Origin of the sequence: Pannonibacter anstelovis (assembly GCF_036881715.1) — a bacterium.
Taxonomy (GTDB): domain Bacteria; phylum Pseudomonadota; class Alphaproteobacteria; order Rhizobiales; family Stappiaceae; genus Pannonibacter; species Pannonibacter anstelovis.
The window spans coordinates 139,546-164,786 of the sequence record NZ_JBAKBF010000007.1 but is presented as its reverse complement, the minus strand read 5'-3'; the positions used below and the strand labels follow the sequence as shown (position 1 = coordinate 164,786).

Genomic DNA, 25,241 nt, shown 5'->3' with positions numbered 1-25,241 from the left:
TGAGAGGCGACGGCTTTGCAGCCGTCAAGAATTCACACTCCAATTCATCCCCCTGGCACCAGCCCCGCGCTTTCCAGTGCCGCAGCCTGACGGGCGGCGACCGTTTCAACCTTGAAACCGTCGATCTGTTCGTTGAACAGGCGGAAGAAATTCAGCTCGGCGCGCAGATGCAGGAAAACTCCGCCGAGACCGATGGCGGCGCGGTCCATGAAGACGAACTCACGTGGCACGGTGACAGGCCCCAGCTTCTTCAGCGACTGCTGCACACGGAAAGCCTCCTTGCGGCCATATTCAGCCGGACTCACCCCGTCAGCGATGGAGCGCACGCGGTCGGTCAGGAGCGGGCCATAAATGAAACGGGCCCAGATGTTCAGCACATCGATCAGCTCCCGCGTCAGCCCCTTGAAACCCCAGCGCTCATAAGCCGAGACCACCCGTGCCTCATCCTCATGCAGGAGACCCAGATAGAGATCCACCACTCCTTCGACAAAGGCAGGCGGGAAGATGCGGATGCAGCCATAGTCGAGCAGGTTGATGCCTGCCGCCTCGCCGTTTTCCTGAAACACGGTGTAATTGCCAAGATGCGGATCGCCATGGATGACGCCGAAATGGCTGAACGGATGCCACCAGGCATGGAACATGGTGGAGGCCAACCGGTTGCGCGTCTCCAGATCCGCGTCCTTCCAGTCAAGCAGCGGCCCACCCTCCAGCCAGCCCATGGTCAGCAGGCGGCTTGTCGAAAGCTCCGGCACCACTTCCGGCACGCGGATGCGCGGCTCATCGCTGAAGATGGCGCGGTAAACCGCCATCTGCTGAGCCTCTCGCTGATAATCGAGTTCCTCGCGCAGCCGCTCGCCGATTTCCTTGGCGATCTCACGAGTGTCGATGGCCGACTGCATGCGCCGGTGCAAGGAGAAGAGCACGGAGAGCTGGCTGAGATCCGCCTCAACGGCAGAAGCCATGTCCGGATATTGCAGCTTGCAGGCCAGAGCGCGGCCGTCCTTCGCCTCGGCACGATGCACCTGCCCTAGGGACGCGGCCGCCGCAGGTTCCTTCTCGAAGATGGCGAAACGCTGCTCCCAGTCCGCGCCCAGTTCGGCACGCATGCGGCGCTTGACGAAGGCCCAGCCCATCGGCGGCGCATTGGCCTGAAGCTTCGCCAGTTCCGCAGCATATTCAGGCGGCAGCAGATCCGGGATGGTGGACAGAAGCTGCGCCACCTTCATCAGCGGGCCCTTCAGTCCGCCCAGCGCAGCAGCAAGGCTCTCGGCATCCTTCCTGTTGTCCGCCGCAAGACCGAAAAGCTTCGCTCCCGCCAGCTTGGCGGCGACGCCGCCCACATTGGTGCCCACGCGGGCATAGCGGCCAACGCGGGCCGAAAACCGGTTGGCTTCCCTGTCATTACCTGCGGACATCAAGGCTTCCTGACACACTGAACTCTCGTTCTGATCCCATATGGGATGCTGGCCTGTTTCAGCAAGTCAGATACCGTCTGCCATCAAACAAGACTGCCAAGATCTCTCACAAGCTGGTCGCGGTGCAGCATCAGGCCCTTGTAGCGCAATTGCGCCTCATCAAGGCTGCCAAGCTGCTCCGCCAGCCCTGCGGCCAATTCCCGCGCCCGTGGTTGCGCGGCAAGCAGGCGCAGCGGATCGTGATGGATCTTGATGGTGAACAGCAGATCGCCGCTTTCCGGCAGGCGGGAGAGTGTCTGCCGCTCCACCCGGATGAACGCGCCCGCCAGCATCGCGCCTTCGCCTTCCGCCATCTGCGGGGACATCTGCTTGGGACGGGAGTGGTGCAGCTCCGGGCTGTCATAGACCGACCAGTTGAGCCGGGCCACCAGCTGGCCGGGTTTCAGATTGTCGAAGATGCGGTCAATCGTCTGGCCCATGCGTCCGGCATAACCGGGCACATGCTCATGGATCTCAGCCATCGGTTTTGAGGCCTTGGCCACCAGCGACCAGGAGGACGGGAAACAGAGCGAGGCCGCAGCCAGCCGCCAGCCACCCTCCCCCTTGCGCATGAGGACAAGATCTTCCTGAACCGCCCGGCTGATGGTCTGCAGCGGCGGTTCGTCCGGCGTCATGTGACAGACCGTGCCATCCGCCTGCAACGCAATGCCGCCGCCCTCAGCCCGGTAGAGATCTGGATGCGCCACAGGCAGATGTGCCGCAACAAGCCCAAAGGCCTCCGCCTGCGCGGCCAGCGTCTCCGGCTCGCTGTGGATCACCACATCCGCCATAGCATCCATCAGCTCGCGCTTGCGCGCCAGCTGTTCGGCAAAACGCTCGTCCGGATCAAACCAGCGCTCCTGCGGCACCGGTTCAAGACCGATGGAGAAGGGACGCTTCGAACCGTCATAAGGCGTGTAACGGAACATCCCCTCTCCTCATTTTATCAATGGAAAACCGAACCTCAGTCTTCCATTGCCTCCAGCTCGTCGATGATGCGTTCGATCACCGACAGACCCTTCTTCCAGAACCCCGGATCGCTGGCATCAAGGCCAAAGGGCGCCAGAAGCTCCGAGTGATGCTTGGTGCCGCCGGCTTTCAGCAGATCGAAATACTTTTGCTGGAACCCGGCCTCGGCTTCCTCATAGACCGCGTAGAGCGAATTCACGAGGCAGTCGCCGAAGGCATAGGCGTAGACATAGAAGGGCGAATGGATGAAGTGCGGGATATAGGTCCAGAAGGTCTCGTAGCCCTCGCCCAGATGAATGGCGGGCCCAAGGCTTTCGCGCTGAACATCCATCCAGATCTCACCGATACGCTCCGCCGTCAGCTCCCCGTTCCGCCGCTCGGAATGGATGCGGCGCTCGAAGCTGTAGAAGGCAATTTGCCGCACCACCGTGTTGATCATATCCTCGGCTTTGGAGGCGAGCATGATCTTGCGGGTGCGCTTGTCTTCGGCCTTGTCCAGCAGCGAGCGGAAAGTCAGCATCTCGCCGAAAACACTCGCCGTCTCGGCCAGCGTCAGAGGCGTCGGAGCCATCAGCGGACCGTTGGGAGCAGCCAGTACCTGATGCACGCCGTGGCCCAGCTCATGGGCCAGCGTCATCACGTCCCGCGTCTTGCCAAGATAGTTGACCAGCACATAGGGATGTGCGCTCGGCACGGTGGGATGGGCAAAGGCACCCGGTGCCTTGCCGTCGCGCGCAGGGGCATCAATCCAGCCCTTGTCGAAGAAGCGCTGCGCGATCTCTGCCATCTCGGGCGAAAAACCAGCGTAGGCTGCAAGCACCGTATCGCGTGCCTCGCTCCAGGGGATAACCCGGTTGTCCGCCTTCGGCAGGGGTGCGTTGCGGTCCCAGTGGTTCAGCTTGTCCATGCCGAGCCAGCGGGCCTTGAGCGCATAATAGCGGTGTGACAGGCGCGGATAGGCATCGCGCACGGCGGCCACCATGGCATCCACCACCTCGCGCTCCACCCGGTTGGCCAAGTGCCGGCTGTCGGCAATGTCCTCGAACTTGCGCCAGCGGTCGGAGATTTCCTTGTCCTTGGCCAGCGTGTTGGTGATCAGCGTGAAGACGCGCAGGTTCGCCTTGAAGGTTTCGGCCAGCGCATCGGAGGCTGCCTTGCGCTTTGCCGGATCGGCATCCTGCAACAGGTTCAGCACCTGCTCCATGGCAAGGCTTTCCCCGCCAACGGTGAAACGCAGGGAGGCGATCGTCTCGTCAAACAGCCGGTTCCACGCGCCGCGTCCGGTGACGGACTTCTCGTGGAACAGCTGCTCCACCCGGTCTTCCAGCTGGAACGGCTTTTCCTTGCGCAGATCCTCGAACCAGGGGCGGTAATGCTTCAGGCCCGGATCTTCCAGCGCGGCCTCGATTACCGCATCATCAATGGAGTTGATCTCCAGTGTGAAGAACAGAAGGTGCGAACTGGCAGACGTGATCTTTTCCTGCACGTCGCCATAGAATTTCTGGCGGACCGGATCGGTGGTGTTGCCGGCATAAACGAGGCCCGCGAAGGAAATCAGCTTGCCGAGCAGGTCTTCCAGATCCTCAAAAGACTGGATCGCAGCAAGAAGGCCCTCTCTGTCTTCTGCGGCAAGCCGGGCGAGATGCCCCTTGTACGCGCCTTCAAACTGACGGGAGCGCTCGAGAGACGCAGCCAGATCGGCCTGAACCTGCGGCGCGTCCGGTGCCGGATAGAGGTCTGTGAGATCCCATTCCGGCAAGTCGCCCAGCCCTGTTGCGGTTGCGCGGGAGCTGGCGGCTTCAATACCCTTCATAAATCCTCCGGTTGCATCCGTGCGATGCGTCAAAGACATGTCTGCAAGACTATGCTTGCTGAAATTAGGGCGCAAACCCCGTTACAAGCAATCATCATTCTATCGAATGACGCCATGATTATGGACGATTTGTTTACTTGCGGCTGCGAATGATGACCCGAATTGAGACAGGTAAGGCCAGAACGTAAAATGGTAGCAGCCAGCGGACGCATCCTTGTTGTTGATGACGACCCGATCCAGCGCCGCCTGTTGCAGGAGGCCATCACCCGTTTTGGTTACAGGGTGAAGCTGGCCGAGAACGGCGCCGAAGCGCTGAAGATCATGACAGGTGCGGAAGGCGCAGACATCGACCTTGTCGTGATGGACATGGTGATGCCGGAGCTGGATGGCCTTGGCGCCCTGCGCCAGATGCGCACCCAGAAGATTGCGGTGCCAGTGATCATGCAGACTGCGCACGGCGGCATCGACACGGTCGTCAATGCCATGAATGCCGGCGCACAGGATTTCGTCGTCAAACCTGTCTCGGCGGAGCGGCTGGAGGTTTCCATCCGCAATCTGATGAAGGTCTCAGCGCTTGAGAGCGAAATCACCCGCCTCCACAAGCGTGCGTCCGGCACGCTGACCTTCAACGAGATCATCACCCGCTCGGCCGCCATGGAACGCGTGCTGCGCCTTGGCCAGCGGGCCGCCTCGTCCAACATCCCGATCCTGATCGAAGGAGAAAGCGGCGTCGGCAAGGAATTGATCGCCCGCGCCATCCAGGGCACCAGCGACCGCAAGTCGCGGCCCTTCATCACGGTCAACTGCGGTGCCATTCCTGACAATCTGGTGGAATCGATTCTTTTCGGCCACGAGAAAGGCGCCTTCACCGGCGCTGTCGACAAGCATGTCGGCAAGTTCCAGGAAGCCCATGGCGGCACGCTGTTCCTTGATGAAGTTGGCGAGCTGCCCATGGAAGTCCAGGTCAAGCTTCTGCGAGCCCTGCAGGAAGGGGAGATCGACCCCATCGGTGCACGGCGTCCGGTGAAGGTGGACTTCCGCCTCATCTCCGCAACCAACCGGCGCCTGCTGGATCTGGTAAAGGAGGGCGGCTTCCGCGAGGATCTCTACTACCGGCTCAACGTCTTCCCGATCTGGATTCCGCCGCTGCGCGACCGGATCGAGGATATTCCGGCGCTCGCCCGCCATTTCCTCGCGCGCTTTGCCGCCGAGGAGGGCAAACCGCAGGTCCGGGGCATCTCGCCCGAAGCGCTGGCTTTGCTTCAGGCCTACAACTGGCCCGGCAACATCCGCCAGCTGGAAAACACCATCTTCCGCGCCGTCGTGCTATGCGATGGCGACCAGCTGGTGCCTGAGGATTTCCCGCAGGTGGCAGCCGCCCTCGATCATCCGCTGCCTGTGCCGGAGCTGAAGGGGCCTCCAGTCAATGCGGCTGCCAGCACAACGCCCGCAGCCGGAGCCGTCGCCACGTTTTCCACAGGTTCCCCACAGACGGCGCAATCTGCCCCGCCGCATCATCAATCTGCCACAAGCGCTCCGTACGGCTTCCTCCGGAGCCTCGACGATGAAGGCCATTTACGGAGCCTGACAGCTGTCGAGGAAGAAATGATCCGCACCGCGATCAACCATTACGGCGGCCGGATGACGGAGGTGGCGAAGCGGCTAGGAATTGGCCGCTCAACCCTGTACAGAAAGCTTAAGGACTATGGTCTGGAAGATGGTGCAGACCAGAGCGGAGACATGTGACGGCGTGACCGCGGCATAATGGCATCTGTCAATACAAGTTTGTTCAGGCCGTGCCCTGGGTGCCGCAGCGGAATCAGCTGGCGGGTAACTCCGCCTCAAAAGGACAAGGCAATGGGAATCAGCCAGTTACCAAACCCGGTATACGCAGAATCAGGGGCTGGATTCCTCGTTGCAAATTCGCCACTATGGTCCGTGAAATGAAATCACGGTAAAAACTTCTTAACCTCGGGCCGGTAACGTCTCCTTCATCATCGGGGGGAAGTTCCGGCCGCCAGGCCGACAGAATGCGAGAAGTGATTTGCGTACACGGTTTGCCCGAGACAACGCCCTGATACGACTGAAGCGCCTTGTGGCGCTCGTCTGTGTTTTTGGCGCCATGCTCCTTGCGCCTGCCCTGGTTGCACCCGGCCTGTCATCCGCACATGCTGAAACCCGCACCCTCAAGCTCTATAACGTGCACACCAAGGAAAGGGTTCAGCTCACGTTCAAAAAGGACGGCCGGTACATTCCGGGCGGACTTCGAGACGCCAACCGGTTCCTGCGGGACTGGCGGCGCAACGAGATCACCAACATAGATCCGAAGCTTCTGGATCTGGTGTGGGAAGTCTATCAGCAGGTCGGTGGCCGCGACTACATCCATGTCGTGTCAAGCTACCGGTCGCCGGCCACGAACAACATGCTGCGCTCCCGCTCCCGCGGTGTTGCACAGAAAAGCCAGCACATGCTCGGCAAGGCAATGGACTTCTTCATCCCCGGCGTTGACCTCGCCAAGCTGCGCGCCACAGGCCTGCGCAAGCAGGTTGGCGGTGTCGGCTTCTATCCGACGTCCGGCTCGCCCTTCGTTCACATGGACACCGGTAGCGTCCGCCACTGGCCGAAGATGAACCGTCAGCAGCTGGCCCGGGTGTTCCCCGATGGCAAGACTATCCACATCCCGTCCGACGGCAAGCCCATGCCCGGTTACCAGCAGGCGCTCGCTGAGCTGAAGTCTGGCAAGCGTTCCGCGCCGATCGTCGTGGCCAGCAACTCTGATGACGACGAAGGCGGCAGCAGCCGCATGAATACACGCGGGCAGACGCTGACCTCAGGCGACGACGGCCGGATTGTCCGTCCGGCTTCGACTGGCGGCCGCAACTTCCTGGCTGCGCTTTTCTCCGGCGAGGATGATGATGTCGAGGAAGCTGCAGCGCAGCCCGAGCGTGAACCTGCACAGGTCCGTCCTGGCGCAGTGGCAGCCCGTGGCACTCCGGCAGCGACACCGGTGGCAACGCCTGCCCCGGCTCCTGAGCGCGCTCCGGCCCCTGCAGCCGAGGCACCTGTCATCACCGCCGCGGTCACGCCCAAGGGCAAGCCTGAGGAACTGCGCGAGCCTTCCAATATTCCGTTCCAGGTCGCAGAAGCCGATGCTGGCGGGGTGAATGCAGATGAAGCGCTGCGGCAGCCGGTTGCCGTGACTCAGGCTGCCGTGCAGCAGGCCGCGCTTGTGGCCGTGCCGCATGCCAAGCCGCAGTCAGCTGCCGCAAGGGCTGTGGCTCAGGCCACCGACCCGGTCTCCGCAATCCTTGCAGCCACAGGCACTCAGCCGGCCCCGAAACCGCAAATGGCGGCAGCAGCCATGGCCTATGCCTCGCAGGCAGCCACCCAGCCGCAGCCGACCACACAGGACCTACTGCGCGCCAAGGCAGCAGAGGCCGCCGCCAGGATGGCCCGCGACAAGAAGAAGCCGGCCGCGCCTGCTCCGACCCTTGCCGGCCTGGTGCCCTCGCAGATCAAGGACCCGCTGGCTGGTTTTGCCCGCGCACCGGACAAGAACTCGACGGACTTTATCTCGTCTGAATCGACGCTCCGCACCGGTTCCTTCGCGAAGATGAGCCATCCAAACCAGCGCAAGCTCACCGAGCTGCTGGAACCCGGCAACCGTTTCCTGAAGAACAGCTTCTCCATGACCGCTCCGCAGGACATTCGTTCCGACACGTTCTCCGGAACAGCCGTGGCGGTCCTTCCGGTGATCTACACCCGCTGAGCCGGGCGGACGCACAATTTCTAAACACGAAGAGCGGCCTTGATGGGCCGCTCTTTTCATATCCGGTTACCGGAAAAAGAAACGGGCGGCACTGCCGCCCGTCTGCACGCTGGTGATATGCGCTCAGCCGTTGCCGCCAGAGTAGGCCGACATGCCAAGAGCCTGGAGGTACAGGTCGAGGATTGCTTCCTCTTCCTCACGCTCATGCGGCTGCTTCTTGCGCAGGGAGATCACCTTGCGCAGGATCTTGACGTCAAAGCCGTTGCCCTTGGCCTCCGCATAGACATCCTTGATGTCATCGGAGATCACCTTCTTCTCTTCCTCAAGGCGTTCGATACGCTCGATGAACGCCCTGAGCTGGTCTGCGGCAACGCCACCCGGATCTGACATGCTAGCACTCCTTCGTTTTTTTCAATTGCGCCTGCCCTGCCACGGCCTGAAGTCCGGGTCAAGCGGCGGCTTGAGGGGAAGCCCCAAAGTTTGAAGCCGGATCAGTGCTCCGGACGGCTGGCCTCGAAGGCTGCCTTCTGCCCGGCTGTTGCTTCGCGCTGATGAAGCCGCTTCCAGTCTTCATAAGGCATGCCATAAACAAGTTCCCTTGCCTCATCCTTACTGAGGGTGGCACCGGCCTTGCCTGCCTCTTCCGCCATCCAGTTGGACAGGCAGTTGCGGCAGAAGCCTGCGAGATTCATCAAGTCGATGTTTTGCACGTCCGTGCGCTTGCGCAGGTGCTCCACCAGCCGCCGGAACGCTGCAGCTTCCAGCTTTTCCTGCGTTGCTGCATCAAGATCCATCTCTGTCTCTCCGCTTGTTTCAATCCGCCCGCGACCCGTAGTGCCGGATCTGGCGCAAGTCCGCCATCGCTGTCATACCGCGCAGAATGGGTTCCAGCCGGTCAGCCCATTCCAGCACGCCCGCTTCATCGCCGATCAGATCCTGCCGGACTTCAATCAGCACATGGGCAAGCCCGCGCCGGGTGCAGTGGCGGTACATTGTGTCGTTTTTCAGGGCTCCATCGTAAGGCTCGTTGTCGCCTACCACCAGCGTTCCATCCGCAGACAGGGCTTCGATGACGGGCTTCACGGCCCGTGGATCCTTGTCCCACAGGAGGCCTGCATGCCAGGGCCGGGGTGTGCCGCGCCAGACCGGCGTATAACTGTGGATCGACACGACGACAGGAGGTGCGGCCTGTTCCAGCATGGCGTCCAGCGTTGCAGTGATGCGATCATGATAAGGGCGGTGATAGAGCGCAATGCGGCGTTCCCGCTCGGCCGCATCATGGCTGGAATTTCCCGGAACAACGGCACCATCCGACAGCCGCATCACCAGCGTCGGATCGTCCTCCCCACGGTTCGGATCGATCAACAGGCGCGAAAAGGTGGTCATCAGCGCCGGGGCCGACAGGCGCCGCGCCAGCTCCAGCGTCAGCGGACGCACGCCGATGTCATATGCGATATGGCGTTCGAACTGCGCAGGAGGCAGGCCCAGATCACCATATTCGGGCGGCAGGCTGTTGCGGGCATGGTCACACAGCAGCAGCAGGCCACAGGCAAGGTTCCCGTCAATGGCTTCGACAGGCTCAAATGCGGAAGGGTTCAAGTGCATTGCTCGGGGATGACGGTTGAGAGGATGCGCAATTCGGATGACGCAAGCATTTTGCTTGCGTAAGAAATAGAACATAGAGGCGCCTCTACCAACAGGTTTTCGATGCCCGTCCCAGCACACACCGCTTCCTTTCTCGAAACCTTGTTTCAGGCGGCCGTTGATGCCGCGCTGCCGGGACAGTGCCTTCCTCCACATTTGCCAGAACCTGTGGAAAGCGGGCGGATCATTCTGCTGGCGGCAGGCAAGGCGGCGGGCTCCATGCTGGAAACGGCCGAGCGCCATTACCGGAAAGACCGCGGCCTTGGGCCGGACCGGCTTCTGGGCCTTGGCGTCACCCGCCATGGCTACGCCCGCCCCACCGGCACCATTGAACTGATCGAGGCGGGCCACCCCGTACCGGATGAAGCCGGCGTTGCTGCCACTTTCCGCTGCCTGGATCTAGCTCGCAGTGCAAAACCCGGCGACCATGTGGTGGTGCTGCTGTCCGGCGGAGGATCGGCCAACTGGATTGCTCCGGCCGGGGGCATCACGCTTGCCGACAAGCAGGCACTGACCAAGGCACTTCTGCGCTCCGGCGCGACGATCGACGAGATCAACACAATCCGCAAACACCTTTCCCGCATCAAGGGCGGACGGCTTGCACAGGCGATACGTCCGGATGTGCAGCTGACGACGCTGGCCGTCTCGGATGTGCCCCGTGACGACCCGGCCGTGATTGCCTCCGGCCCGACAGTGCCGGATCCGACCACGCTGCAGCATGCGCGCGGCCTGTGCCTTGCACGTGGTATCAGCCTCCCGCCATCCATTCAGGCCGCACTGAACGACCCGGCCAACGAAAGCGTCAAACCGGGCGATGCCGCTTTCGAGGGGCGCAGCTACAGGCTGGTGGCAACGCCAATGCAGTCCATCGAGGCCGCAAGGCGCGTGGCCGAGGCTGCAGGTTACGAGACCATTATCCTAGGCGACAGCCTAGAAGGCGAAGCGCGCGATGTTGCAGCTTCGCATGCCGCGCTTGCCATGGACCTGAAACAGAGCGGCCGCAAGTGCGTGCTTTTATCTGGCGGTGAGCTGACCGTGACTATCCGGGGCGATGGGCGCGGCGGGCCGAACCAGGAATATACACTGGCGCTGGCACTCGCTCTTGGCGGGGCAGAGGGCATTTCGGCTGTTGCAGGGGATACGGACGGCACGGATGGCGGACGCGGGCTCGCAGACGACGCAGCAGGCGCCATGCTCGATTCGTCCACCCTCGCCCGTGCATCGGCTGCGGGTCTTGATACTGCCGCATTTCTGGCGAGAAACGACAGCACCGGCTTCTTCGAGAAGCTTGGGGATCTGCTAACCCCCGGGCCAACTTTCACCAATGTCAACGACTTCCGTGCCGTTGTCATTGACAGAACATGACCCGGACCGCAAAAGTCCTCACAAATTATCGGATTAAATCGGTTTAATGATCACGGACAAGGAACGCAGGGCATGAGAGATCCGGCATGGACCGGCACAGGCTTTGCGCGTGCAGCTCTTGCATTTGCAGCTTTTGTTGCTGTTGCCCTCCTCAGCGATACGGCAAAAGCTGACTTACGTCTGTGTAATAAGACCGAAAGCAACGTCGGCGTTGCAATTGGATACAAGGACAAGACTGACTGGGTGACCGAAGGCTGGTGGAACCTGGCAGCCAACAGCTGTGAAACGCTTGTGCCTGGGGCTCTTGTGTCACGCTACTATTACATTTATGCCGTCGATTACGATCAGTTTGGCGAATGGGGCGGCCGGGCGTACATGTGTACGCGCGAAAAAGAGTTCACGATTCGCGGAATTGAAGACTGTGTGGCGCGCGGCTATGAGCGCACCGGATTTTTCGAAATCGACACAGGCGAGCAAAGCAACTGGACGGTTCAGCTGACTGAGCCGGTACAACAGGGAACGGGTGCACAATGAGGCGAAATCGGCGCGTTAAAATTCTTGCAACTCTGGGACCGGCCTCTTCCACCCAGGAAATGATCGAGAAGCTGTATATGGCTGGCGCGGACGTGTTCCGCATCAACATGAGCCATGCTGACCACGATCTGATGCGCGAACTGGTGCGCCGCATCCGTGCGGTCGAGGAGAAGGTCGGCCGGCCGATCGGTATTCTCGCCGATCTCCAGGGCCCGAAGCTGCGCGTCGGCAAGTTCGCCGAAGGTCCGGTGATGCTGGAAGACGGCGCGGACTTCGTCCTGGACTCCGATCCGGCCCCGGGCAACGTTTCCCGCGTCTATCTGCCCCATCCTGAAATCCTCAAGGCACTTCAGCCGGGCCACCGCCTTCTGCTTGACGACGGCAAGATCCGCCTTGTTGTCACCGAATGCACTGCCTCGCGCGCCATGACCCGCGTGGAAGTCGGCGGCAAGCTGTCAGACAAGAAGGGCGTCAGCGTTCCGGATTCGGAAATCGGCATGAGCGCCCTCACCGACAAGGACCGCACCGACCTGACCGCCGTGCTGGAAACCAGCGTGGACTGGATCGCCCTCTCCTTCATCCAGCGTCCCGATGACATTGCCGAAGTGCGCAAGATCGTGCGCGGCCGCGCCGGTATCCTTGCCAAGATCGAAAAGCCGCAGGCAATCGACCGTCTGGCGGAGATCATCGAGCTGTCCGACGCACTGATGGTGGCCCGTGGCGATCTTGGCGTGGAGATGCCGCTGGAACAGGTCCCCGGCCTCCAGAAGCGCATCACCCGTGCTGCCCGCCGTGCAGGCAAACCGGTCGTTGTCGCGACCCAGATGCTGGAATCCATGATCACCGCTCCGGTGCCGACCCGCGCCGAAGTGTCTGACGTGGCGACTGCCGTGTTCGAAGGCGCCGATGCCATCATGCTGTCGGCCGAGTCTGCTGCCGGCCAGTTCCCGGTGGAAGCGGTGAGCACCATGGACCGGATCGCCCAGCAGGTGGAAACGGACCAGAACTTCCGCACCATCATTCACGCACAGCGGACCGAGCCGGAAGCCACCGGCGCCGATGCCATCTCGGCAGCAGCGCGGCAGATCGCCGAAACGCTCAACCTCGCGGCTGTCGTCTGCTACACCTCGTCGGGCGCAACCGGCCTGCGCGCAGCGCGTGAGCGCTGCGCGACACCGGTCATAGCGCTGTCGCCGGTTGCCTCCACGGCCCGCCGTCTTGCCCTTGCCTGGGGCTTGCACTGCGTTGTCAGCGAGGATGCCAACGACGAGAACGACATGGTGAACCGCGCCTGCAAGATCGCCAGCCAGGAAGGCTTCGCAAAGCCCGGCCAGCGCGTAATAGTGACGGCTGGCGTGCCCTTCGGCACCCCCGGCTCCACCAACATGCTGCGGATCGCCTTCGTCGGCAGCGACGGCAAGACCGGCCTCTAAGGCCAGTCACATACCAGACAACATATGGCCCGCCTCTGGCGGGCCATTTTGTTTTGCAAGGCTCGCTTCCACTTCAGAGATGCCGGATCAGGGCTGCGATCTCTTCTGTGTGCGTATGCTGGGGCATGTGACCGGCGCCGGGCAGTTCGATGAGCCGGCAGTTGGGAAGGTCCCGCTCCAGCCCCTTCGAGTGAATACTGGGCCAGACGACCGTATCCTGATCACCGGTGATGGCAAGCGCGGGCTGGGTGATATTGCCATAGTAACGGGACTGCTCCGCGAGGTGACGGTTGAAAGCGGCAAGGTCCATGGCGTTGGACCGGAAGCTGCCCGGCCGGAACAATAGATCCACACCGATGGCAGCGTCATAGCCCTCCGGCACCGCAGCAGGAGCAAAGACATGACGCATGGAAGCAGGAGCCAGGCGCTCTGCAGCCGGCAAGGCCAGCGTGCGGCAGAACAGCTCCCCGACCACCGGCAGTGCCGCAAGCCGGTAATACCAGGCGACACCACCATTCCAGGGATGCGTAGCGGGCGCAAGAAAGACGAGGCCCTTCACCCTGTCAGGTGCTTCCAGAGCCAGTGCTGCCGCAACCGAGGCACCAAAAGAATGGCCGATGACAACGGCCGGCCCGAAGTCCAGCCGCTCCAGCAACGCGGCTATGCGCCGGGCCTGGTCCCGCGGCGAGGCATCCGGCGGAAGATTCCGTTCGGAGAAGCCAAGGCCCGGCCGGTCCACGAACAGCATCTCATGCGTGTCCGCAAAATGAGAGGCGAAGGCGAGGCGCAGATCGAGGAGATTTCCACTCGCTCCATGGATGAAAAGCAGGCGGGGTGCATCCTCAGACGCTGCAGATGGCCGTGAATGGACATAGTGCACATGTGCACAGTCAACAAAACCAAGTGTTCCAGCCGGTTGGTAACGGGCATTGATGCGCCTGCGGCGCAGTTCGGTATAAAGGGCGAGGAGAAGAAAAACGGCGAGGACAATCAGCAACAACAACACTCCGGCAGCCGGTTGAGCCTGAGTGCAGCGGCAAGGGAATGGCGCCGGGCCTCAGATGGGCTCGCCCGCCAGCTCCTTCTCAAGCTCTTCGATAGCTTTACGTGCGCTGTCGAGCCCTGGATGAATCTCCGCTACGCGGCGGAACGTGGAGAGGGCCTTTTCCTTCTGATCCAGCTGGCGCTGGATGATCGCCAGACCGGACAGAGCACCCCAATGGCGGGGTTCAAGCGCCAGGACATGCTCGATGTCGGCGAGTGAGCGGCCGTAGTCGCGTTTGACGTAGTAGATGGTCGCCCTGCGGTTCCACCCCTCGGCAAAGTCCGGCTTAAGGCGCAGCACAACATCCATGAGATCGAGGGCCAGACCGTAGTCTTCGGCCCTGAGAGCAACGGCCGCACGCTGCATCAGGAGGTTGACCGTGTCGCTACCGGACTCAAGATGAGCCCTCTGGATCTTGCGCGCGATAGGAGCAGCATCGCTGTCCGACTTTGCAGCAGCAAGGTCACGGTAAAGACTGTCCAGTGGCTTCTCGTCAGCCTGGCTTTCAGGCGCCCTCGCAGCATCAGACCCGCCCTCATCGCCTTCCGGCGGCAGAGTGTTGAGATCCTCTGCAGAAGGCGGTGGCGTGCCGGGCGTCACTTCCTGCGCCAGCGAGGGCTGGAGCGGAAGGGCAAGAAGGGAAGCTACAAACAGGAAAAGCCGCATGCTGACAAGGATACCTTGCTGCACGCGGCCGTCAATCCTGCAAGTCAAGAAGGGGCTCACGTTCCCGCGAGCGCCAGCAACTCAGCCCTGACGGGCCTTGAAGCGCGGGTTCTTCTTGTTGATGATGTAGACGCGGCCCTTACGGCGAACCATGCGGTTTTCCCGGTGACGGGCCATCAGCGCCTTGAGAGAGTTCTTGATCTTCATCGTTCTGTCCCCGGAAGGGCCCTGCTGTTCTACTCAAAAGAAACGGGCGCCTGGGCGCCCGCATGGACTTGGTTTCTGGCCAAAAGCCCCGGCGCGTGTATCGCGCCTGAGGCCTCTTTCCTCACCTGCAACAGACCGGCCCCTCGCCTTGCCTGCTGCAATAATGGTGGGCGTGACAGGGATTGAACCTGTGACCCCTACGATGTCAACGTAGTGCTCTCCCGCTGAGCTACACGCCCGAAATCTTCGGAACCAAGCGCCGGAGCGCTGCGGTGGTCAGCGATATAACGGGGATCGCCGGACTGTGCAAGACCCCAATCTCAGAACCGTCAAACAATTTTTCAGACGGCACTGACCTGTGGAAAGACGCCTTTCCAAATCGCCGGCCGGCAGCCCTCAGGCTGCCAGCATGCGTTCGACTTCCTGCACAAGGTCCTTCAGGTGGAAGGGCTTGGACAGAACCTTGGCATCTTTCGGCGCATTGGAATCCGGGTTCAACGCCACGGCGGCAAAGCCGGTGATGAACATGACTTTGAGGTCCGGGTCCAGCTGCGTGGCACGGCGGGCCAGCTCGATGCCGTCCATCTCCGGCATGACGATATCCGTCAGCAGCAGGGCGAAAGGCTCTTCCCGCAGGCGTTCATAGGCACTCTTGCCATTATCAAAGGACACGACATCATGGCCGGCGTTTTCAAGCGCCTTGGCCAGAAAGCGCCGCATATCATTGTCGTCTTCCGCCAGAAGGATTCGCGACATGGTGGACAACCGTCAAACTCCGAAACTCAGGGAAACCACCGCCGGGGGTGGGTGCTCGATGCCAGTTATAATTCCAATCCGCCGTAAAGATAGAGTGAAGCCAGCTTGAACACCGCGCTTTCGCTCATTTGTGGACAGGACTGTTGATTCCTTGGCAAGATAAGGAAACGGCAACCCTGCGCTCAGGCGAGCGCTGCCGGTCAAGCGGAAAGCGGTCAGCCCATGCGCATCATAACCGGCTTCGGAGCGGAGCCCGTATTTGAACCAGCCTTCGAGATCCTCGCGCCTGCCGACCAGCGCCTGCCGTTCGTGTTCAATTCGCCCCATTCCGGCGTATGTTACCCGCAGAGTTTTCTCGATGCCTCCCGCCTGGACCGGCTGACGATCCGCAAGTCGGAAGATGCCTTTGTGGATGAGCTCTTCGCAGGCGTGGTGCCCATTGGGGCACCGTTGCTGCGCGCCCATTTTCCCCGCGCCTATCTGGATGTGAACCGGGAGCCCTATGAACTCGATCCGAAGATGTTCGAGGGGCGCCTGCCCGCCTATGCCAATGTGCGCTCCTTGCGGGTGGCCGGAGGCCTTGGCACCATTGCCCGTGTCGTCAGCGAAACCCAGGAAATCTACGCCCGCCGCCTGACCGTGGAAGAAGGCATGGCGCGGATCGAGGCCATCTACAAACCCTATCATTCCACTTTGCGCCGCCTTCTGGCCCAGACCCACGTGGCTTTCGGCTACGCGGTGCTGATCGACTGCCACTCGATGCCCTCCTCCGTGCGCTGCCAGACCTCCGGCATCCGGCCGGATTTCATCCTGGGCGACCGTTATGGCACCTCCTGCCCCATCGAGCTGACGGATATGGCGGCGGATCTGCTCCGCTCCAAGGGCTATACCGTCAGCCGCAACAAGCCCTACGCAGGCGGCTTCATCACCGAACATTACGGCCGCCCGGCCAAGGGGCTGCATGCCCTGCAGGTGGAAATCAACCGCGGCCTCTATATGGATGAGGAAACCCATGAGCGGGGGGCGGATTTCGTCCGCGTCGCAGCCGATCTCATGGACTTTGTCCGGGAATTGACCGCCATGCCCGACAGCGCCTTCTCGGCGTGGTCCATTGCCGCCGAGTAACGCACCTCAAGACAACCCGGACTGAAGCTGCCCAGAAAAAAGGGCCGCACTCAAAAGAGGCGGCCCGAGTCTAGGGAGGAAACGCCCAAGGAGGGCGGCGCTACAACGCAACGCGTCGTATCGCGCTGCAATAAGGTCGCATTGCAGCGCACAAACGTCAAGAGGTCCCGCACCTTTCCAAGCGGTTCCCTTTGACGGCATGGGGTGGCAGAGGCTAAGGACGCGGGCACTGCAGCATTTATTAAGTCGCTGAAATAAATGGAAGTCTCCGCGAAAACCCGTATGTTGCGCGGCAGAATGGGCCTCAAACAGCAAGACATGCAAGGAAGGCATATCAGACATGCAAATATCACATGACTTCTATCCCTTCCTCGAAGAGTTGGCCAAAGCCTCCAGCGCCGCAATCCTCCCGCATTTCCGCACCAGCCACGGGGTGGAAAACAAACTCAGTGGCGGTTTTGATCCTGTGACGGTGGCCGACCGGGGCGGCGAAGAGGCCATGCGTGCCCTGATCAACGCCCGGCACCCGGAGCACGGCATTCTGGGCGAGGAGTTCGGCAGCGAACGCACGGATGCGGAGCATGTCTGGGTGCTGGACCCGATCGATGGCACCCGATCCTTCATTACCGGCCTGCCCACCTGGGGCACGCTGATCGGCCTGACGACCCACGGCAGGCCCAGCCTTGGTATGATGGTGCAGCCCTATGTGAACGAGATCTATGCCGGCGATACCAAGTCTGCATGGTACCGTGGCCCGCTGGGCACGCGGCAGCTGAAGTCCCGTGCCTGCGGCAGCCTTGCCGATGCGGTTCTCTTCACCACCAGCCCGCGCATTTTCAAGCCGGTGGAGAAGCAGGCCTATGACCACATCGAGAAACAGGTCCGCCTCGCCCGTTACGGCACCGATTGCTACGCCTATTGCATGGTGGCGGCCGGGATGGCCGATGTGGTGATCGAGGCCGGTCTGCAGGCCTATGACATTGTGGCCCTTGCCCCAATCATCGAAGGGGCAGGCGGCGTTGTCACCACCTGGACCGGCGGATCACCGTCCAGCGGCGGGCGCATCGTCGCCAGCGGCGATCCGCGCCTGCATGAAATCGTATTGAAGCAGCTTGCAGATGTGCCGCAGAACTGATCCCTGTTACCCGCGCCTTTATTCCTCACCAGGAATAAAGGCGTCGAAGGCGGCCCAGAACTGCTCACGGTAGAAGTTCTGTTCCATCAGCAGCTCGTGTTCTGCGCCCGGAATCTCGATGAAGCCCGCGGCGCGGATGCGGGTGGACAGCTCTTCCGTTGCCCGGCTGGAGACGATCCGGTCCCGTCCCGCGGTGATCATCAGCACCGGCACGGCCACGGACGGGCCAAACCGCAATTCGCGGAACGACATCAGGCAGCGTACTGCGGCCGCCAGCCAGCCAATGGTGGGCGGCCCGATCTCGAGAGCGGGATTCGCCTTGCCGATCTCCACCATGCGCTCAAAGCGCCGCCGGTCACTCGTCTGACGGTTGGTCTCGAAGGTTTCGGCCTTGCCGTTCCCACGCCCCGGCACAGGCGCAAGGGCAAGCCCCAGCATGGCCAGAAGCCGCGCCAGCCGGAAGATCATCCGTTCCTTGCGGCCAAAATCGCTCAATCCGGTGAAAGGCGCCGAAAGCACGGCGCGGGAAATCTGCGTGCGCAGGCGCTCTGTTGCCGAGAGGAAAACCGCACCACCCGTGGAATGGGCCAGCACATAATGCGGCCCAGGACAGTCGGCGAGCGAAATACGGCTCACCACGGTCTCGAGATCGGTACGGTAGCGGGAAAAGCTGCTGACATTGCCGCGCTTCAATGAGCCGGGGTGGCTGTCGGAACCGCCCTGCCCGCGCCAGTCGAAAGTCACCACGTGGAAGCCGCGCTCCTGCAGCTCCGTGATGACCTCGAAATATTTCTCGATGAACTCCGCCCGCCCCTGCAACAGGGTGACGGTGCCTTTAAGCTTGCCCGGCCTCGCAGGAAAACGGGCATAGCGCAGTTTGACGCGATCCGGCGTTTCTATAAGACCGGCCACCGCCCCATCAGGGATCGGATTGCCAGGAATTTCGGTCAGCGTCATCTGGAAAGCCTCGGGCGCAACAAGCAGGCCTGCCAGAGTTACCTTGACCAGCGCCGCAGCTCAACAGTCTTGGACAGGGAACCGCATAAGCAAGGGCCCGGAGAGCGATACCCTCCAGGCCCCAGGATTGACCGGCAGCGGTTACCAGCGGCGGCCGAGACGCTGGCGGTCAATGATGTTGCCGTTATAAGCGTTGACTGTCAGTTTGACCGGCATGCCGCGGCGGCCCGTGGCAAACACGACATAGACCGGGCCGCGTGCACCGCGCACGTCGATGTTCTCAAAGCCCCGGTGGCGAAGGCTGCGGTGGATGTCACGCGGAGACAGACGGGCATCCCGGCGGCCCCAATCGCGTCCATAGTGACGGCCATGGTGGCCACGATCGCGGTGCCAGCCCCAGTCGCCGCCACGGCCATCAATATGGACGGTTGGGGCGCCCTGGCCGGAACGCAGTTCGATGGAGAAGCCGGAGCCAGCCTGTGCCGGAACGGTGGCGAGAGCGGCCGTGGCGGCAATCACGGTGGCGGAGATGAGGGTCTTCAGCATGGTATGCTCCTTTCTTCCTGTCTGGGGCCGGCGGCGTTGCTCTTCAGTGCCAGCCTGTTGAGAGGAAGATGCGCCCTGGCGCTTGAACCGAAACGGAAGGTGCTGTTCATCCGCCGTTCATCTGCACCGGCAGGGGCGGAAGACAGGTCTTGAAACCGCCAGAGCCCCTCCCCACCTCATTGCTGCAGGCGCCAGACGGGCCTGCAGAACGGCCGGTTTCCCGCCAAGAATGGGGGAGCACCGGCACATGCATTCAGTTGCTCATGAAGAGGACAGAACCATGCGTCATTTTGATCTCAGCCCGCTTTACCGCTCCACCGTCGGCTTTGACCGGCTGCTTTCGATGCTCGACAGCGCCACCTCCGACACCCCGAGCTATCCGCCCTACAACATCGAGCGGACGGGCGAAAACACCTACCGCATCACCATGGCCGTCGCAGGTTTCAGCAATGACGATCTCTCGATCGAAGCCAAGGAACATGCGCTGACCGTGAAGGGCGAGAAGAAGTCCGAGGAAACCGCCGGTGAAGTGCTTTACCGCGGCATCGCCTCGCGCGCTTTCGAGCGCCGCTTCCAGCTCGCCGAATATGTGAAGGTGGAAGGCGCCCATCTGGAGAACGGCCTGCTGCACATCGATCTTCTGCGCGAAATCCCCGAAGCCATGAAGCCGCGCAAGATCGAGATCAACGCCGGCGGCACGCCGAAGCAGATCGAGGCGAAGGCCCACTGAGGCCATCGTTCAAAACGCTCCCCAATGCGCGGGGACAAGAGACAGGACAGAAGCGCCCGGCCACGCCGGGCGCTTTTCCGTTCAGCGTGCCAATTCAAACTGGATCTCGATACGGCCAAAGCTGGCACCAGCACCGCGCCAGTCATGATAGATTTCCCGGCTCTGGCCTGAAAGAACGTAGCGGGACGCCTCGATATCCTGCAGCAGCGGACGGTACCCTTGGGTAAAGAGGCTTCGCAACGGCCCCATATGCACTGCTGAAGCCACCATGACCGGCTCAAGATGCAGCAAATCCAGCTCCCCGTCATAGGTTTCAGCACCGGTGACGGGCAGACAGATACGCCAGTCAAACTCCGTCTTTCCATCGCGCGGCAGGCCCTGTGCAATGAAGACCCAGGGACCGGCAGCAGAAAATCCATACCGGCGGCAGTCAGTTTCAATCAACGGCGCCAGCTCTGCAGCAGCGGCTCCCACATCGGGAATCCGCAGCCGCCGGGCAATCGACAAGACACGCATGTCTTCGGTTGGGTGAATCTTCATGGCACGATCCTTACTGGCCGGGCGGACCGCATGGGGATCCGCACCGCAACGACTCAAGACCTGCAAGGCTAGAACAAGATTGGAAAAGGCAAACCGGCAGCGCAGAATGCAATTCCAAACTTTCGGCAAGAGCCCAAGTTTAAGGAAAAACCATTCCAGATACGGAGCAAAACGCTCTGCCGGCGTCTCAGCCTGCAGCCAGTGCCAGGAATCGCTCGACTTCTTCTTCCGTCGTGGCGAAGGAGCAGACAAGACGCAGCAGTGCTTCATCGGCGCCCGGTGCGGTGTGCCCTTCAAGACCGGCGGGCGGCCATTCGCGGATGACGGCGCCTTCGGCCCTCAGCCGGTTGATCACATGGGTTGGAAGCACGGGGAAGACTTCATTCGCCTCAACCGGCCATGCGAGCCGGGCAAAGCCCGAGCGGACAAGACCATCGGCCAGACGGCGGGCCATGGCATTGGCATGGCGGGCATTGTCCAGCCAGTGTCCATCTTCCAGATAACCCTCGAACTGCGCCGCCACGAAGCGGCTCTTCGACAGAATGTGCCCGGCCCGCTTGCTGAGATAGCGGAACTGGCTGCCCTCGCCCGGATTGAAGAAGATCACAGCTTCGGCGCACCAGCAGCCATTCTTGGTGCCGCCGAAGGACAGAACATCCACGCCCGCGCGCCAGGTGATATCCGCTGCCGAACCGCCGCTGGAGATCAGCGCATTGGCAAAGCGGGCACCGTCCATGTGCACAACGATGTCACGGGATTTGGCCACATCGGCCAGAGCACGGATTTCCTTGGCGGTATAGACGGTGCCGCATTCGGTTGCCTGGGTCAGGGAGAGACCCGCAACCTGGCCGCTGTTGAGATCCCCATCCGGATGCTCGGCCATGGCACTTGCCAGAACGGCCGGTGTCAGCTTGCCATTGGCGCCGGGAAGGCCGCGAATCTTCTGGCCCATGGTCAGAAACTCGGGCGCATTGCATTCGTCATTGGCCACATGCGCCGTGGCATGGGCAAAGACCACGCCGCCGGGCTTCGCATAGGCCGAGAGCGCCAGCGCGTTGGCAGCCGTGCCGGTTGGCACAAAGAAGACCTCGACATTGCATTCGAAAAGCTCGCTGAAACGGGCCTTGACCGAAAGCGTCAGCGGATCTCCTCCATAGGCCGGAACGAGCCCGGTGGAATGGCGGGAGAGGGCGGCGGCGACCGGCGCGCTGGCACCGGCCCAATTGTCACTGGCAAATATCATGCAGGCACACTATCCGCCGCAGCCGCTGCCTTGCAACAGCTCTCAGTAATATCGCGCCCGCCGGGCAAGGACGCGGCGCAGGACCCAGTCGATGGAAAAACGTCCCGGCCCATAGATGGTCAGCACCAAAAGCAGGAAGCCCCAGAGCAGGCGCTGATCGGCAATCATCGACGAAGGATTGCCATCAAACATGGCGCCTATGGCCGTTGCATCAGCCCCAAGCTGATAGACATCCACGTAGGACATGACCGCAATGAAGCCGATCATGCCGAGGCTGGCTGCACGGGTGAACAAACCAATCGTGATCAGCGCCGGCAGGATGAACTCGGCCCATGTCCCGGCAATCACGATCACATGATAGGGAAAGAAAGCGAGTTTGCTGGTGTCATAGCTCACCGCCTCCATCATGGATGGCAAGATCTGCGCAAAAGCGCCATCAGACGGATGAAGGAACCCCAGAACGCCCGGCCCGATCTTGGTAAGGGCGGAATTCCAGAAGTAAAACAGAAGCACGCTGGCAAAGACAAAGCGCCCGGCAAGGCCAATCAGCCAGCCGTGGGTGGCCCGTTCCAGCCCGGCGAAAAAGCCATTGTACATACGGATGAAGAAATCAAACATTGTGTCCCTCCCGGACAGTTCCGGGTATCAAATCAGGCCCGAGCATCTTCTGAGCATTTTTCGAGGCGTGATGCGTCAGCGTGGCAAGGCCTGATCTTAGAGTGCATCCGGATAAAATTTACGCAAGGTCAATTTGGCATTCACAAGCTGCGCCGCTGCGCAGCAACAACCCGATGGCAGCAGCGAGATCAAAGGCCGGGTCCACAGCCAGCGCGCTGCCTGCCGCCTCCGCAAGATACTCGCCAGCCGTCAGCGCTGTCATGAAAGCTGCCTCCCCCTCTTCCAAGGGGTGAAGAATGACATCAATACGGGGCCGGGTGAGAAGTACACTCTGCCCCTGCCCCGGATCAACCTCTACGCCCCCTTCAAGTTCGAACCGGTTGGCCCTGACCAGATCCAGCACTGGATAAGGCGAGACAACCAGATGGCAGGACGGGTGCAGCGTGAAGCGCAGGGCGCCCAGCTGCTCCGGCGGCACAGCTGCAAGCTGGCCCGGATCAAGCGACGTCCGGTCTGCCGCGTGATAGGCCTCGAGCCAGGCCCATTCCAGCCGGGCCACATCCGGCAGATAAGGATAGCCTGCCAGTGGCGGAAACCCTGCAATGAAGCTGGAAAAGCTGCCGCCATAGGTCAGAAGCACGGGCGAGGACGGCGGTTCGGCGCTCACATAAAGCCTCGCAAGTGCCCGGAAATACTCCTCTCCCAGCAGCCGCACCAGCGCCGGATAGGTCGCCATCAACGCTTCGGTCAGGCTGACGATGACATTGTTGCGATAGACGCCGAAACGCTTGGGGGCGGGAGCGCCGTCCGGGCCGGTCACATCCTGCGGCACCGGCAGATCGGCCCGCATCAGCGCCGCGGCAAAGGCTGCACCGGAGACAGAGGCCTGCTCAGCCATGACGCAACAGTCCGTGCGGCCGGGCCTCATGCCGGAGTTGGGCCATGATCTGCTCCGCCTCCTGCACCTGCCCCAGCAGCACCGGCCAGGATGGCACGTTGTTGTCCCACTCGATCAGCACTGGCAGCGGCCCGGTTCGCGCCATGAGATCTGCGAAGAGGCTCCAGACCGCTTCGTCCACCTCCCGGTCATGGGCATCGATCAACAGAGGCCCGCCCTCGTCGTCGGTGTCCGGCGCATGGCCGCCGAGATGAATCTCGCCCACATGTTCAATGGGAAAAGCCGCCAGATAGTCCCGCGCATCGCGGCGGTGATTAACGGCGGAAACATGGACATTGTTGACGTCGAGCAGCAGCCCGCAGCCGGTGCGCCGGACAATCCCGGCCAGAAAGCTCAGCTCGTCCATCTCGCTGGAGGCAAAGGCCACGTAGGTGGACGGGTTTTCCAGCAGCATGCGCCGCCCCAGCACCTCCTGCACCCGGTCAATATGATCACAGACCACATCCAGCCGCGCCTGTGTGTAGGGCAGCGGCAAGAGATCGTTCAGGAAAATGGTGTCATGGCTGGACCAGGCCAGATGCTCGGAGAAAGCAGCCGGCTCATAGCGCGCGCAAAGATGCTTCAGCCGGGCAAGATGGGCTTCATCCAGCGGGCCATCGCCGCCAATCGACAGTCCCACACCATGCAGCGAGAGGGGATAGTCCGCCCTGATCCGCTCCAGATAATGATGCGGCGCGCCGCCTGCGCCCATGTAGTTTTCGGCGTGGATCTCGAAGAAGCCGATATCGGGCTTCTGCGCCAGAATTTCGCTGTAGTGCTCTGGCTTCAGCCCTGCACCGCCGCGCTGCGGCAGGGTGAAACTGAGGTCCGCCTTGTCCTGCAGCCCGGTCATGATGGCTACCGCTCCCCCGCAATGCGGCTTCCGGCAGCGACTGCCGGAAGCCTTGATCCTTCATTCCGGTCCCGCCGCCTCAGGACTTCGGCAGATCGCGCTGCAGCTCGGTCAGCGAGCCCATGCGGCCGTCAGGCAGCTTCATCTCTGTGCAGGTACCGGCGGGCACCAGCGTCCAGGCATTGCCCTGGTAGTCGACCGTAGACGTACCGGCGCAGGTCGTGCCCGGGCCAGCCTTGCAGTCATTCTTGCCGGCGAGCGACACGCCGTAGCACTTTTCCTTTGCCTGTGCGCCAGCTTCCGTCGATGCGGTCACGCCTGCCACTGCCGCCGCCACGGCACCTGCCACCATTGCCGCAGAAAGAAGGGTCTTGCTCATTTTCCTACCTCACTTGATCCGTCCCGGCTCCCCCGATGGCGCCGTTTCCCGGATGGCTGCATCCTGCTGCATTCCCCCGCCGCCGGGAAATCAAAGGCCCGTGACGGCGGAACCGGCTGCTGATGCCGGGAGTGTGAACTCCAATCATGAAACTTTGTTGCTCATTCCGCCGCCACCCGTTCCGAAAATGAACCTGACGCTGCAAATGGCGAAACAAAATGAATTTTAATCCTTATAAACGGTCTTGCCCCCCCGGGGGAAATCTGGCATGTTCCCCCAGCTCGGAATAGGGCAGGAATACTGTCCCTTTTTTGAGCCACGAGGTTACTCGCTGGGCCGTGGCCAATCCGCGGCAATCGCCGGATATGGGGGAGGCACCACAGACACCGGCACCTCATGCGAGAGCCTGCGGACAGGCTCACGACTGCCTTGCTGCCCCGTGCGGCAGGCAGAAACAGGGCATCACCGGCGAAGCGGGAGGCTTGCTTTCGCCACAAGACGATTCGCTTTGTGGAAGCGAAGC

General features: G+C 61.8%; 26 protein-coding genes and 1 tRNA gene. 8 read left to right on the top strand and 19 right to left on the bottom strand.

What is annotated here, in order from left to right; translation table 11 throughout:
- Window positions 1-44: 44 nt before the first annotated feature.
- The 3 genes from V6L75_RS12745 to V6L75_RS12735 form a co-directional block, all read right to left on the bottom strand.
- Entirely contained in the window at window positions 45-1,415 is a 1,371-nt protein-coding gene (locus tag V6L75_RS12745) for an ABC1 kinase family protein (protein ID WP_334251884.1), read from the bottom strand.
- Window positions 1,416-1,498: 83 nt separating this feature from the next.
- Window positions 1,499-2,383, bottom strand: coding sequence for a heme-dependent oxidative N-demethylase family protein (locus V6L75_RS12740; RefSeq protein WP_334251883.1), 885 nt, complete (start codon window positions 2,381-2,383; stop codon window positions 1,499-1,501).
- 35 nt (window positions 2,384-2,418) lie between these two features.
- A complete protein-coding gene (locus V6L75_RS12735) occupies window positions 2,419-4,236 on the bottom strand; it encodes a M3 family oligoendopeptidase (protein ID WP_334251882.1) in 1,818 nt (605 codons plus the stop codon).
- 189 nt (window positions 4,237-4,425) lie between these two features.
- Between V6L75_RS12735 and V6L75_RS12730 the strand changes: the two genes are divergently transcribed.
- Together V6L75_RS12730 and V6L75_RS12725 are read left to right on the top strand one after the other, a co-directional pair.
- Window positions 4,426-5,982 carry a sigma-54 dependent transcriptional regulator gene (locus V6L75_RS12730; protein ID WP_334251881.1) on the top strand — a complete coding sequence of 519 codons (1,557 nt, stop codon included), beginning with the start codon at window positions 4,426-4,428 and terminating at the stop codon, window positions 5,980-5,982.
- A 376-nt stretch (window positions 5,983-6,358) separates the two neighbouring features.
- Complete coding sequence (locus V6L75_RS12725) at window positions 6,359-8,005, top strand: peptidoglycan L,D-endopeptidase MepK (protein ID WP_425498734.1); 1,647 nt, start codon at window positions 6,359-6,361, stop codon at window positions 8,003-8,005.
- Window positions 8,006-8,128: 123 nt separating this feature from the next.
- Here the strand turns inward: V6L75_RS12725 and V6L75_RS12720 are convergent, their stop codons facing one another.
- The 3 genes from V6L75_RS12720 to V6L75_RS12710 all read right to left on the bottom strand — a co-directional run bounded on the left by V6L75_RS12720 (window position 8,129) and on the right by V6L75_RS12710 (window position 9,610).
- A complete protein-coding gene (locus V6L75_RS12720; protein ID WP_334251879.1) occupies window positions 8,129-8,395 on the bottom strand; it encodes a DUF2312 domain-containing protein in 267 nt (88 codons plus the stop codon).
- 101 nt (window positions 8,396-8,496) lie between these two features.
- Window positions 8,497-8,799 (bottom strand): DUF1244 domain-containing protein, encoded by a 303-nt coding sequence (locus V6L75_RS12715; protein ID WP_334251878.1) that lies wholly within the window; start codon window positions 8,797-8,799, stop codon window positions 8,497-8,499.
- 19 nt (window positions 8,800-8,818) lie between these two features.
- Entirely contained in the window at window positions 8,819-9,610 is a 792-nt protein-coding gene (locus V6L75_RS12710; RefSeq protein WP_334251877.1) for an N-formylglutamate amidohydrolase, read from the bottom strand.
- 102 nt (window positions 9,611-9,712) lie between these two features.
- On the opposite strand from V6L75_RS12710, the gene V6L75_RS12705 reads away from it, so the two are divergent.
- From V6L75_RS12705 to pyk, 3 genes are all read left to right on the top strand, one after another.
- Entirely contained in the window at window positions 9,713-11,014 is a 1,302-nt protein-coding gene (locus V6L75_RS12705; RefSeq protein ID WP_334251876.1) for a glycerate kinase type-2 family protein, read from the top strand.
- 72 nt (window positions 11,015-11,086) lie between these two features.
- On the top strand, window positions 11,087-11,548 hold the full coding sequence (locus V6L75_RS12700; RefSeq protein ID WP_050472437.1) for a DUF1036 domain-containing protein: 462 nt from the start codon (window positions 11,087-11,089) through the stop codon (window positions 11,546-11,548).
- Window positions 11,545-12,981, top strand: coding sequence for a pyruvate kinase (gene pyk / locus V6L75_RS12695; RefSeq protein WP_334251875.1), 1,437 nt, complete (start codon window positions 11,545-11,547; stop codon window positions 12,979-12,981). Before V6L75_RS12700 ends, pyk begins: the two co-directional genes overlap by 4 nt.
- 73 nt (window positions 12,982-13,054) lie before the next feature.
- Here the strand turns inward: pyk and V6L75_RS12690 are convergent, their stop codons facing one another.
- From V6L75_RS12690 to cpdR, 5 genes are all read right to left on the bottom strand, one after another.
- Entirely contained in the window at window positions 13,055-13,987 is a 933-nt protein-coding gene (locus V6L75_RS12690; RefSeq protein ID WP_334251874.1) for an alpha/beta fold hydrolase, read from the bottom strand.
- A gap of 51 nt (window positions 13,988-14,038) precedes the next feature.
- Complete coding sequence (locus tag V6L75_RS12685; protein WP_334251873.1) at window positions 14,039-14,716, bottom strand: tetratricopeptide repeat protein; 678 nt, start codon at window positions 14,714-14,716, stop codon at window positions 14,039-14,041.
- Window positions 14,717-14,773: 57 nt separating this feature from the next.
- Window positions 14,774-14,899, bottom strand: coding sequence for a type B 50S ribosomal protein L36 (gene ykgO, locus V6L75_RS12680; protein ID WP_019964836.1), 126 nt, complete (start codon window positions 14,897-14,899; stop codon window positions 14,774-14,776).
- Between the two features lie 164 nt (window positions 14,900-15,063).
- Window positions 15,064-15,138, bottom strand: a tRNA-Val gene (locus tag V6L75_RS12675).
- A 157-nt stretch (window positions 15,139-15,295) separates the two neighbouring features.
- Window positions 15,296-15,655 (bottom strand): cell cycle two-component system response regulator CpdR, encoded by a 360-nt coding sequence (gene cpdR / locus V6L75_RS12670; RefSeq protein ID WP_019964837.1) that lies wholly within the window; start codon window positions 15,653-15,655, stop codon window positions 15,296-15,298.
- 222 nt (window positions 15,656-15,877) lie between these two features.
- Here cpdR and V6L75_RS12665 point away from each other — a divergent pair, with 222 nt between their 5' ends.
- Both V6L75_RS12665 and hisN read left to right on the top strand, forming a co-directional pair.
- Window positions 15,878-16,780, top strand: a complete 903-nt coding sequence (locus V6L75_RS12665) for an N-formylglutamate amidohydrolase (RefSeq protein WP_334251872.1) — start codon at window positions 15,878-15,880, stop codon at window positions 16,778-16,780.
- Window positions 16,781-17,120: 340 nt separating this feature from the next.
- Complete coding sequence (gene hisN, locus V6L75_RS12660; protein ID WP_334251871.1) at window positions 17,121-17,915, top strand: histidinol-phosphatase; 795 nt, start codon at window positions 17,121-17,123, stop codon at window positions 17,913-17,915.
- A gap of 18 nt (window positions 17,916-17,933) precedes the next feature.
- On the opposite strand, the gene V6L75_RS12655 is transcribed toward hisN, so the two are convergent.
- Complete coding sequence (locus V6L75_RS12655) at window positions 17,934-18,872, bottom strand: alpha/beta hydrolase (protein WP_334251870.1); 939 nt, start codon at window positions 18,870-18,872, stop codon at window positions 17,934-17,936.
- A gap of 141 nt (window positions 18,873-19,013) precedes the next feature.
- On the bottom strand, window positions 19,014-19,418 hold the full coding sequence (locus V6L75_RS12650; RefSeq protein ID WP_334251869.1) for a hypothetical protein: 405 nt from the start codon (window positions 19,416-19,418) through the stop codon (window positions 19,014-19,016).
- A gap of 280 nt (window positions 19,419-19,698) precedes the next feature.
- Here V6L75_RS12650 and V6L75_RS12645 point away from each other — a divergent pair, with 280 nt between their 5' ends.
- Window positions 19,699-20,148: an Hsp20 family protein gene (locus tag V6L75_RS12645; RefSeq protein ID WP_334251868.1), complete on the top strand. Its 450-nt coding sequence runs from the start codon at window positions 19,699-19,701 to the stop codon at window positions 20,146-20,148.
- A gap of 81 nt (window positions 20,149-20,229) precedes the next feature.
- Here the strand turns inward: V6L75_RS12645 and V6L75_RS12640 are convergent, their stop codons facing one another.
- From V6L75_RS12640 to V6L75_RS12615, 6 genes are all read right to left on the bottom strand, one after another.
- A complete protein-coding gene (locus tag V6L75_RS12640) occupies window positions 20,230-20,688 on the bottom strand; it encodes a GyrI-like domain-containing protein (RefSeq protein WP_334251867.1) in 459 nt (152 codons plus the stop codon).
- A gap of 187 nt (window positions 20,689-20,875) precedes the next feature.
- The gene (locus V6L75_RS12635) at window positions 20,876-21,931 is read right to left on the bottom strand and encodes a threonine aldolase family protein (protein WP_334251866.1); all 1,056 of its coding nucleotides are present in this window, start codon (window positions 21,929-21,931) and stop codon (window positions 20,876-20,878) included.
- A gap of 42 nt (window positions 21,932-21,973) precedes the next feature.
- Window positions 21,974-22,549: a hypothetical protein gene (locus tag V6L75_RS12630; RefSeq protein WP_334251865.1), complete on the bottom strand. Its 576-nt coding sequence runs from the start codon at window positions 22,547-22,549 to the stop codon at window positions 21,974-21,976.
- A gap of 118 nt (window positions 22,550-22,667) precedes the next feature.
- Window positions 22,668-23,447, bottom strand: coding sequence for an HvfC/BufC N-terminal domain-containing protein (locus V6L75_RS12625; RefSeq protein WP_334251864.1), 780 nt, complete (start codon window positions 23,445-23,447; stop codon window positions 22,668-22,670).
- On the bottom strand, window positions 23,440-24,339 hold the full coding sequence (gene bufB / locus V6L75_RS12620) for an MNIO family bufferin maturase (RefSeq protein ID WP_334251863.1): 900 nt from the start codon (window positions 24,337-24,339) through the stop codon (window positions 23,440-23,442). Before bufB ends, V6L75_RS12625 begins: the two co-directional genes overlap by 8 nt.
- A 79-nt stretch (window positions 24,340-24,418) precedes the next feature.
- Window positions 24,419-24,718 (bottom strand): BufA1 family periplasmic bufferin-type metallophore, encoded by a 300-nt coding sequence (locus V6L75_RS12615; protein WP_334251862.1) that lies wholly within the window; start codon window positions 24,716-24,718, stop codon window positions 24,419-24,421.
- Window positions 24,719-25,241: the final 523 nt, after the last annotated feature.

Coding starts and splice junctions, on each gene's coding strand:
- V6L75_RS12615 (WP_334251862.1), bottom strand. CDS start 24,718: ATGAGCAAGACCCTTCTTTCTGCGGCAATGGTGGCAGGTGCCGTGGCG.
- V6L75_RS12715 (WP_334251878.1), bottom strand. CDS start 8,799: ATGGATCTTGATGCAGCAACGCAGGAAAAGCTGGAAGCTGCAGCGTTC.
- V6L75_RS12745 (WP_334251884.1), bottom strand. CDS start 1,415: ATGTCCGCAGGTAATGACAGGGAAGCCAACCGGTTTTCGGCCCGCGTT.
- V6L75_RS12725 (WP_425498734.1), top strand. CDS start 6,359: ATGCTCCTTGCGCCTGCCCTGGTTGCACCCGGCCTGTCATCCGCACAT.
- V6L75_RS12730 (WP_334251881.1), top strand. CDS start 4,426: ATGGTAGCAGCCAGCGGACGCATCCTTGTTGTTGATGACGACCCGATC.
- V6L75_RS12635 (WP_334251866.1), bottom strand. CDS start 21,931: ATGATATTTGCCAGTGACAATTGGGCCGGTGCCAGCGCGCCGGTCGCC.
- V6L75_RS12650 (WP_334251869.1), bottom strand. CDS start 19,418: ATGCTGAAGACCCTCATCTCCGCCACCGTGATTGCCGCCACGGCCGCT.
- V6L75_RS12640 (WP_334251867.1), bottom strand. CDS start 20,688: ATGAAGATTCACCCAACCGAAGACATGCGTGTCTTGTCGATTGCCCGG.
- V6L75_RS12645 (WP_334251868.1), top strand. CDS start 19,699: ATGCGTCATTTTGATCTCAGCCCGCTTTACCGCTCCACCGTCGGCTTT.
- V6L75_RS12655 (WP_334251870.1), bottom strand. CDS start 18,872: ATGACGCTGACCGAAATTCCTGGCAATCCGATCCCTGATGGGGCGGTG.
- V6L75_RS12700 (WP_050472437.1), top strand. CDS start 11,087: ATGAGAGATCCGGCATGGACCGGCACAGGCTTTGCGCGTGCAGCTCTT.
- V6L75_RS12665 (WP_334251872.1), top strand. CDS start 15,878: ATGCGCATCATAACCGGCTTCGGAGCGGAGCCCGTATTTGAACCAGCC.
- V6L75_RS12735 (WP_334251882.1), bottom strand. CDS start 4,236: ATGAAGGGTATTGAAGCCGCCAGCTCCCGCGCAACCGCAACAGGGCTG.
- pyk (WP_334251875.1), top strand. CDS start 11,545: ATGAGGCGAAATCGGCGCGTTAAAATTCTTGCAACTCTGGGACCGGCC.
- V6L75_RS12625 (WP_334251864.1), bottom strand. CDS start 23,447: ATGGCTGAGCAGGCCTCTGTCTCCGGTGCAGCCTTTGCCGCGGCGCTG.
- V6L75_RS12705 (WP_334251876.1), top strand. CDS start 9,713: ATGCCCGTCCCAGCACACACCGCTTCCTTTCTCGAAACCTTGTTTCAG.
- V6L75_RS12740 (WP_334251883.1), bottom strand. CDS start 2,383: ATGTTCCGTTACACGCCTTATGACGGTTCGAAGCGTCCCTTCTCCATC.
- V6L75_RS12720 (WP_334251879.1), bottom strand. CDS start 8,395: ATGTCAGATCCGGGTGGCGTTGCCGCAGACCAGCTCAGGGCGTTCATC.
- bufB (WP_334251863.1), bottom strand. CDS start 24,339: ATGACCGGGCTGCAGGACAAGGCGGACCTCAGTTTCACCCTGCCGCAG.
- cpdR (WP_019964837.1), bottom strand. CDS start 15,655: ATGTCGCGAATCCTTCTGGCGGAAGACGACAATGATATGCGGCGCTTT.
- V6L75_RS12630 (WP_334251865.1), bottom strand. CDS start 22,549: ATGTTTGATTTCTTCATCCGTATGTACAATGGCTTTTTCGCCGGGCTG.
- hisN (WP_334251871.1), top strand. CDS start 17,121: ATGCAAATATCACATGACTTCTATCCCTTCCTCGAAGAGTTGGCCAAA.
- V6L75_RS12710 (WP_334251877.1), bottom strand. CDS start 9,610: ATGCACTTGAACCCTTCCGCATTTGAGCCTGTCGAAGCCATTGACGGG.
- ykgO (WP_019964836.1), bottom strand. CDS start 14,899: ATGAAGATCAAGAACTCTCTCAAGGCGCTGATGGCCCGTCACCGGGAA.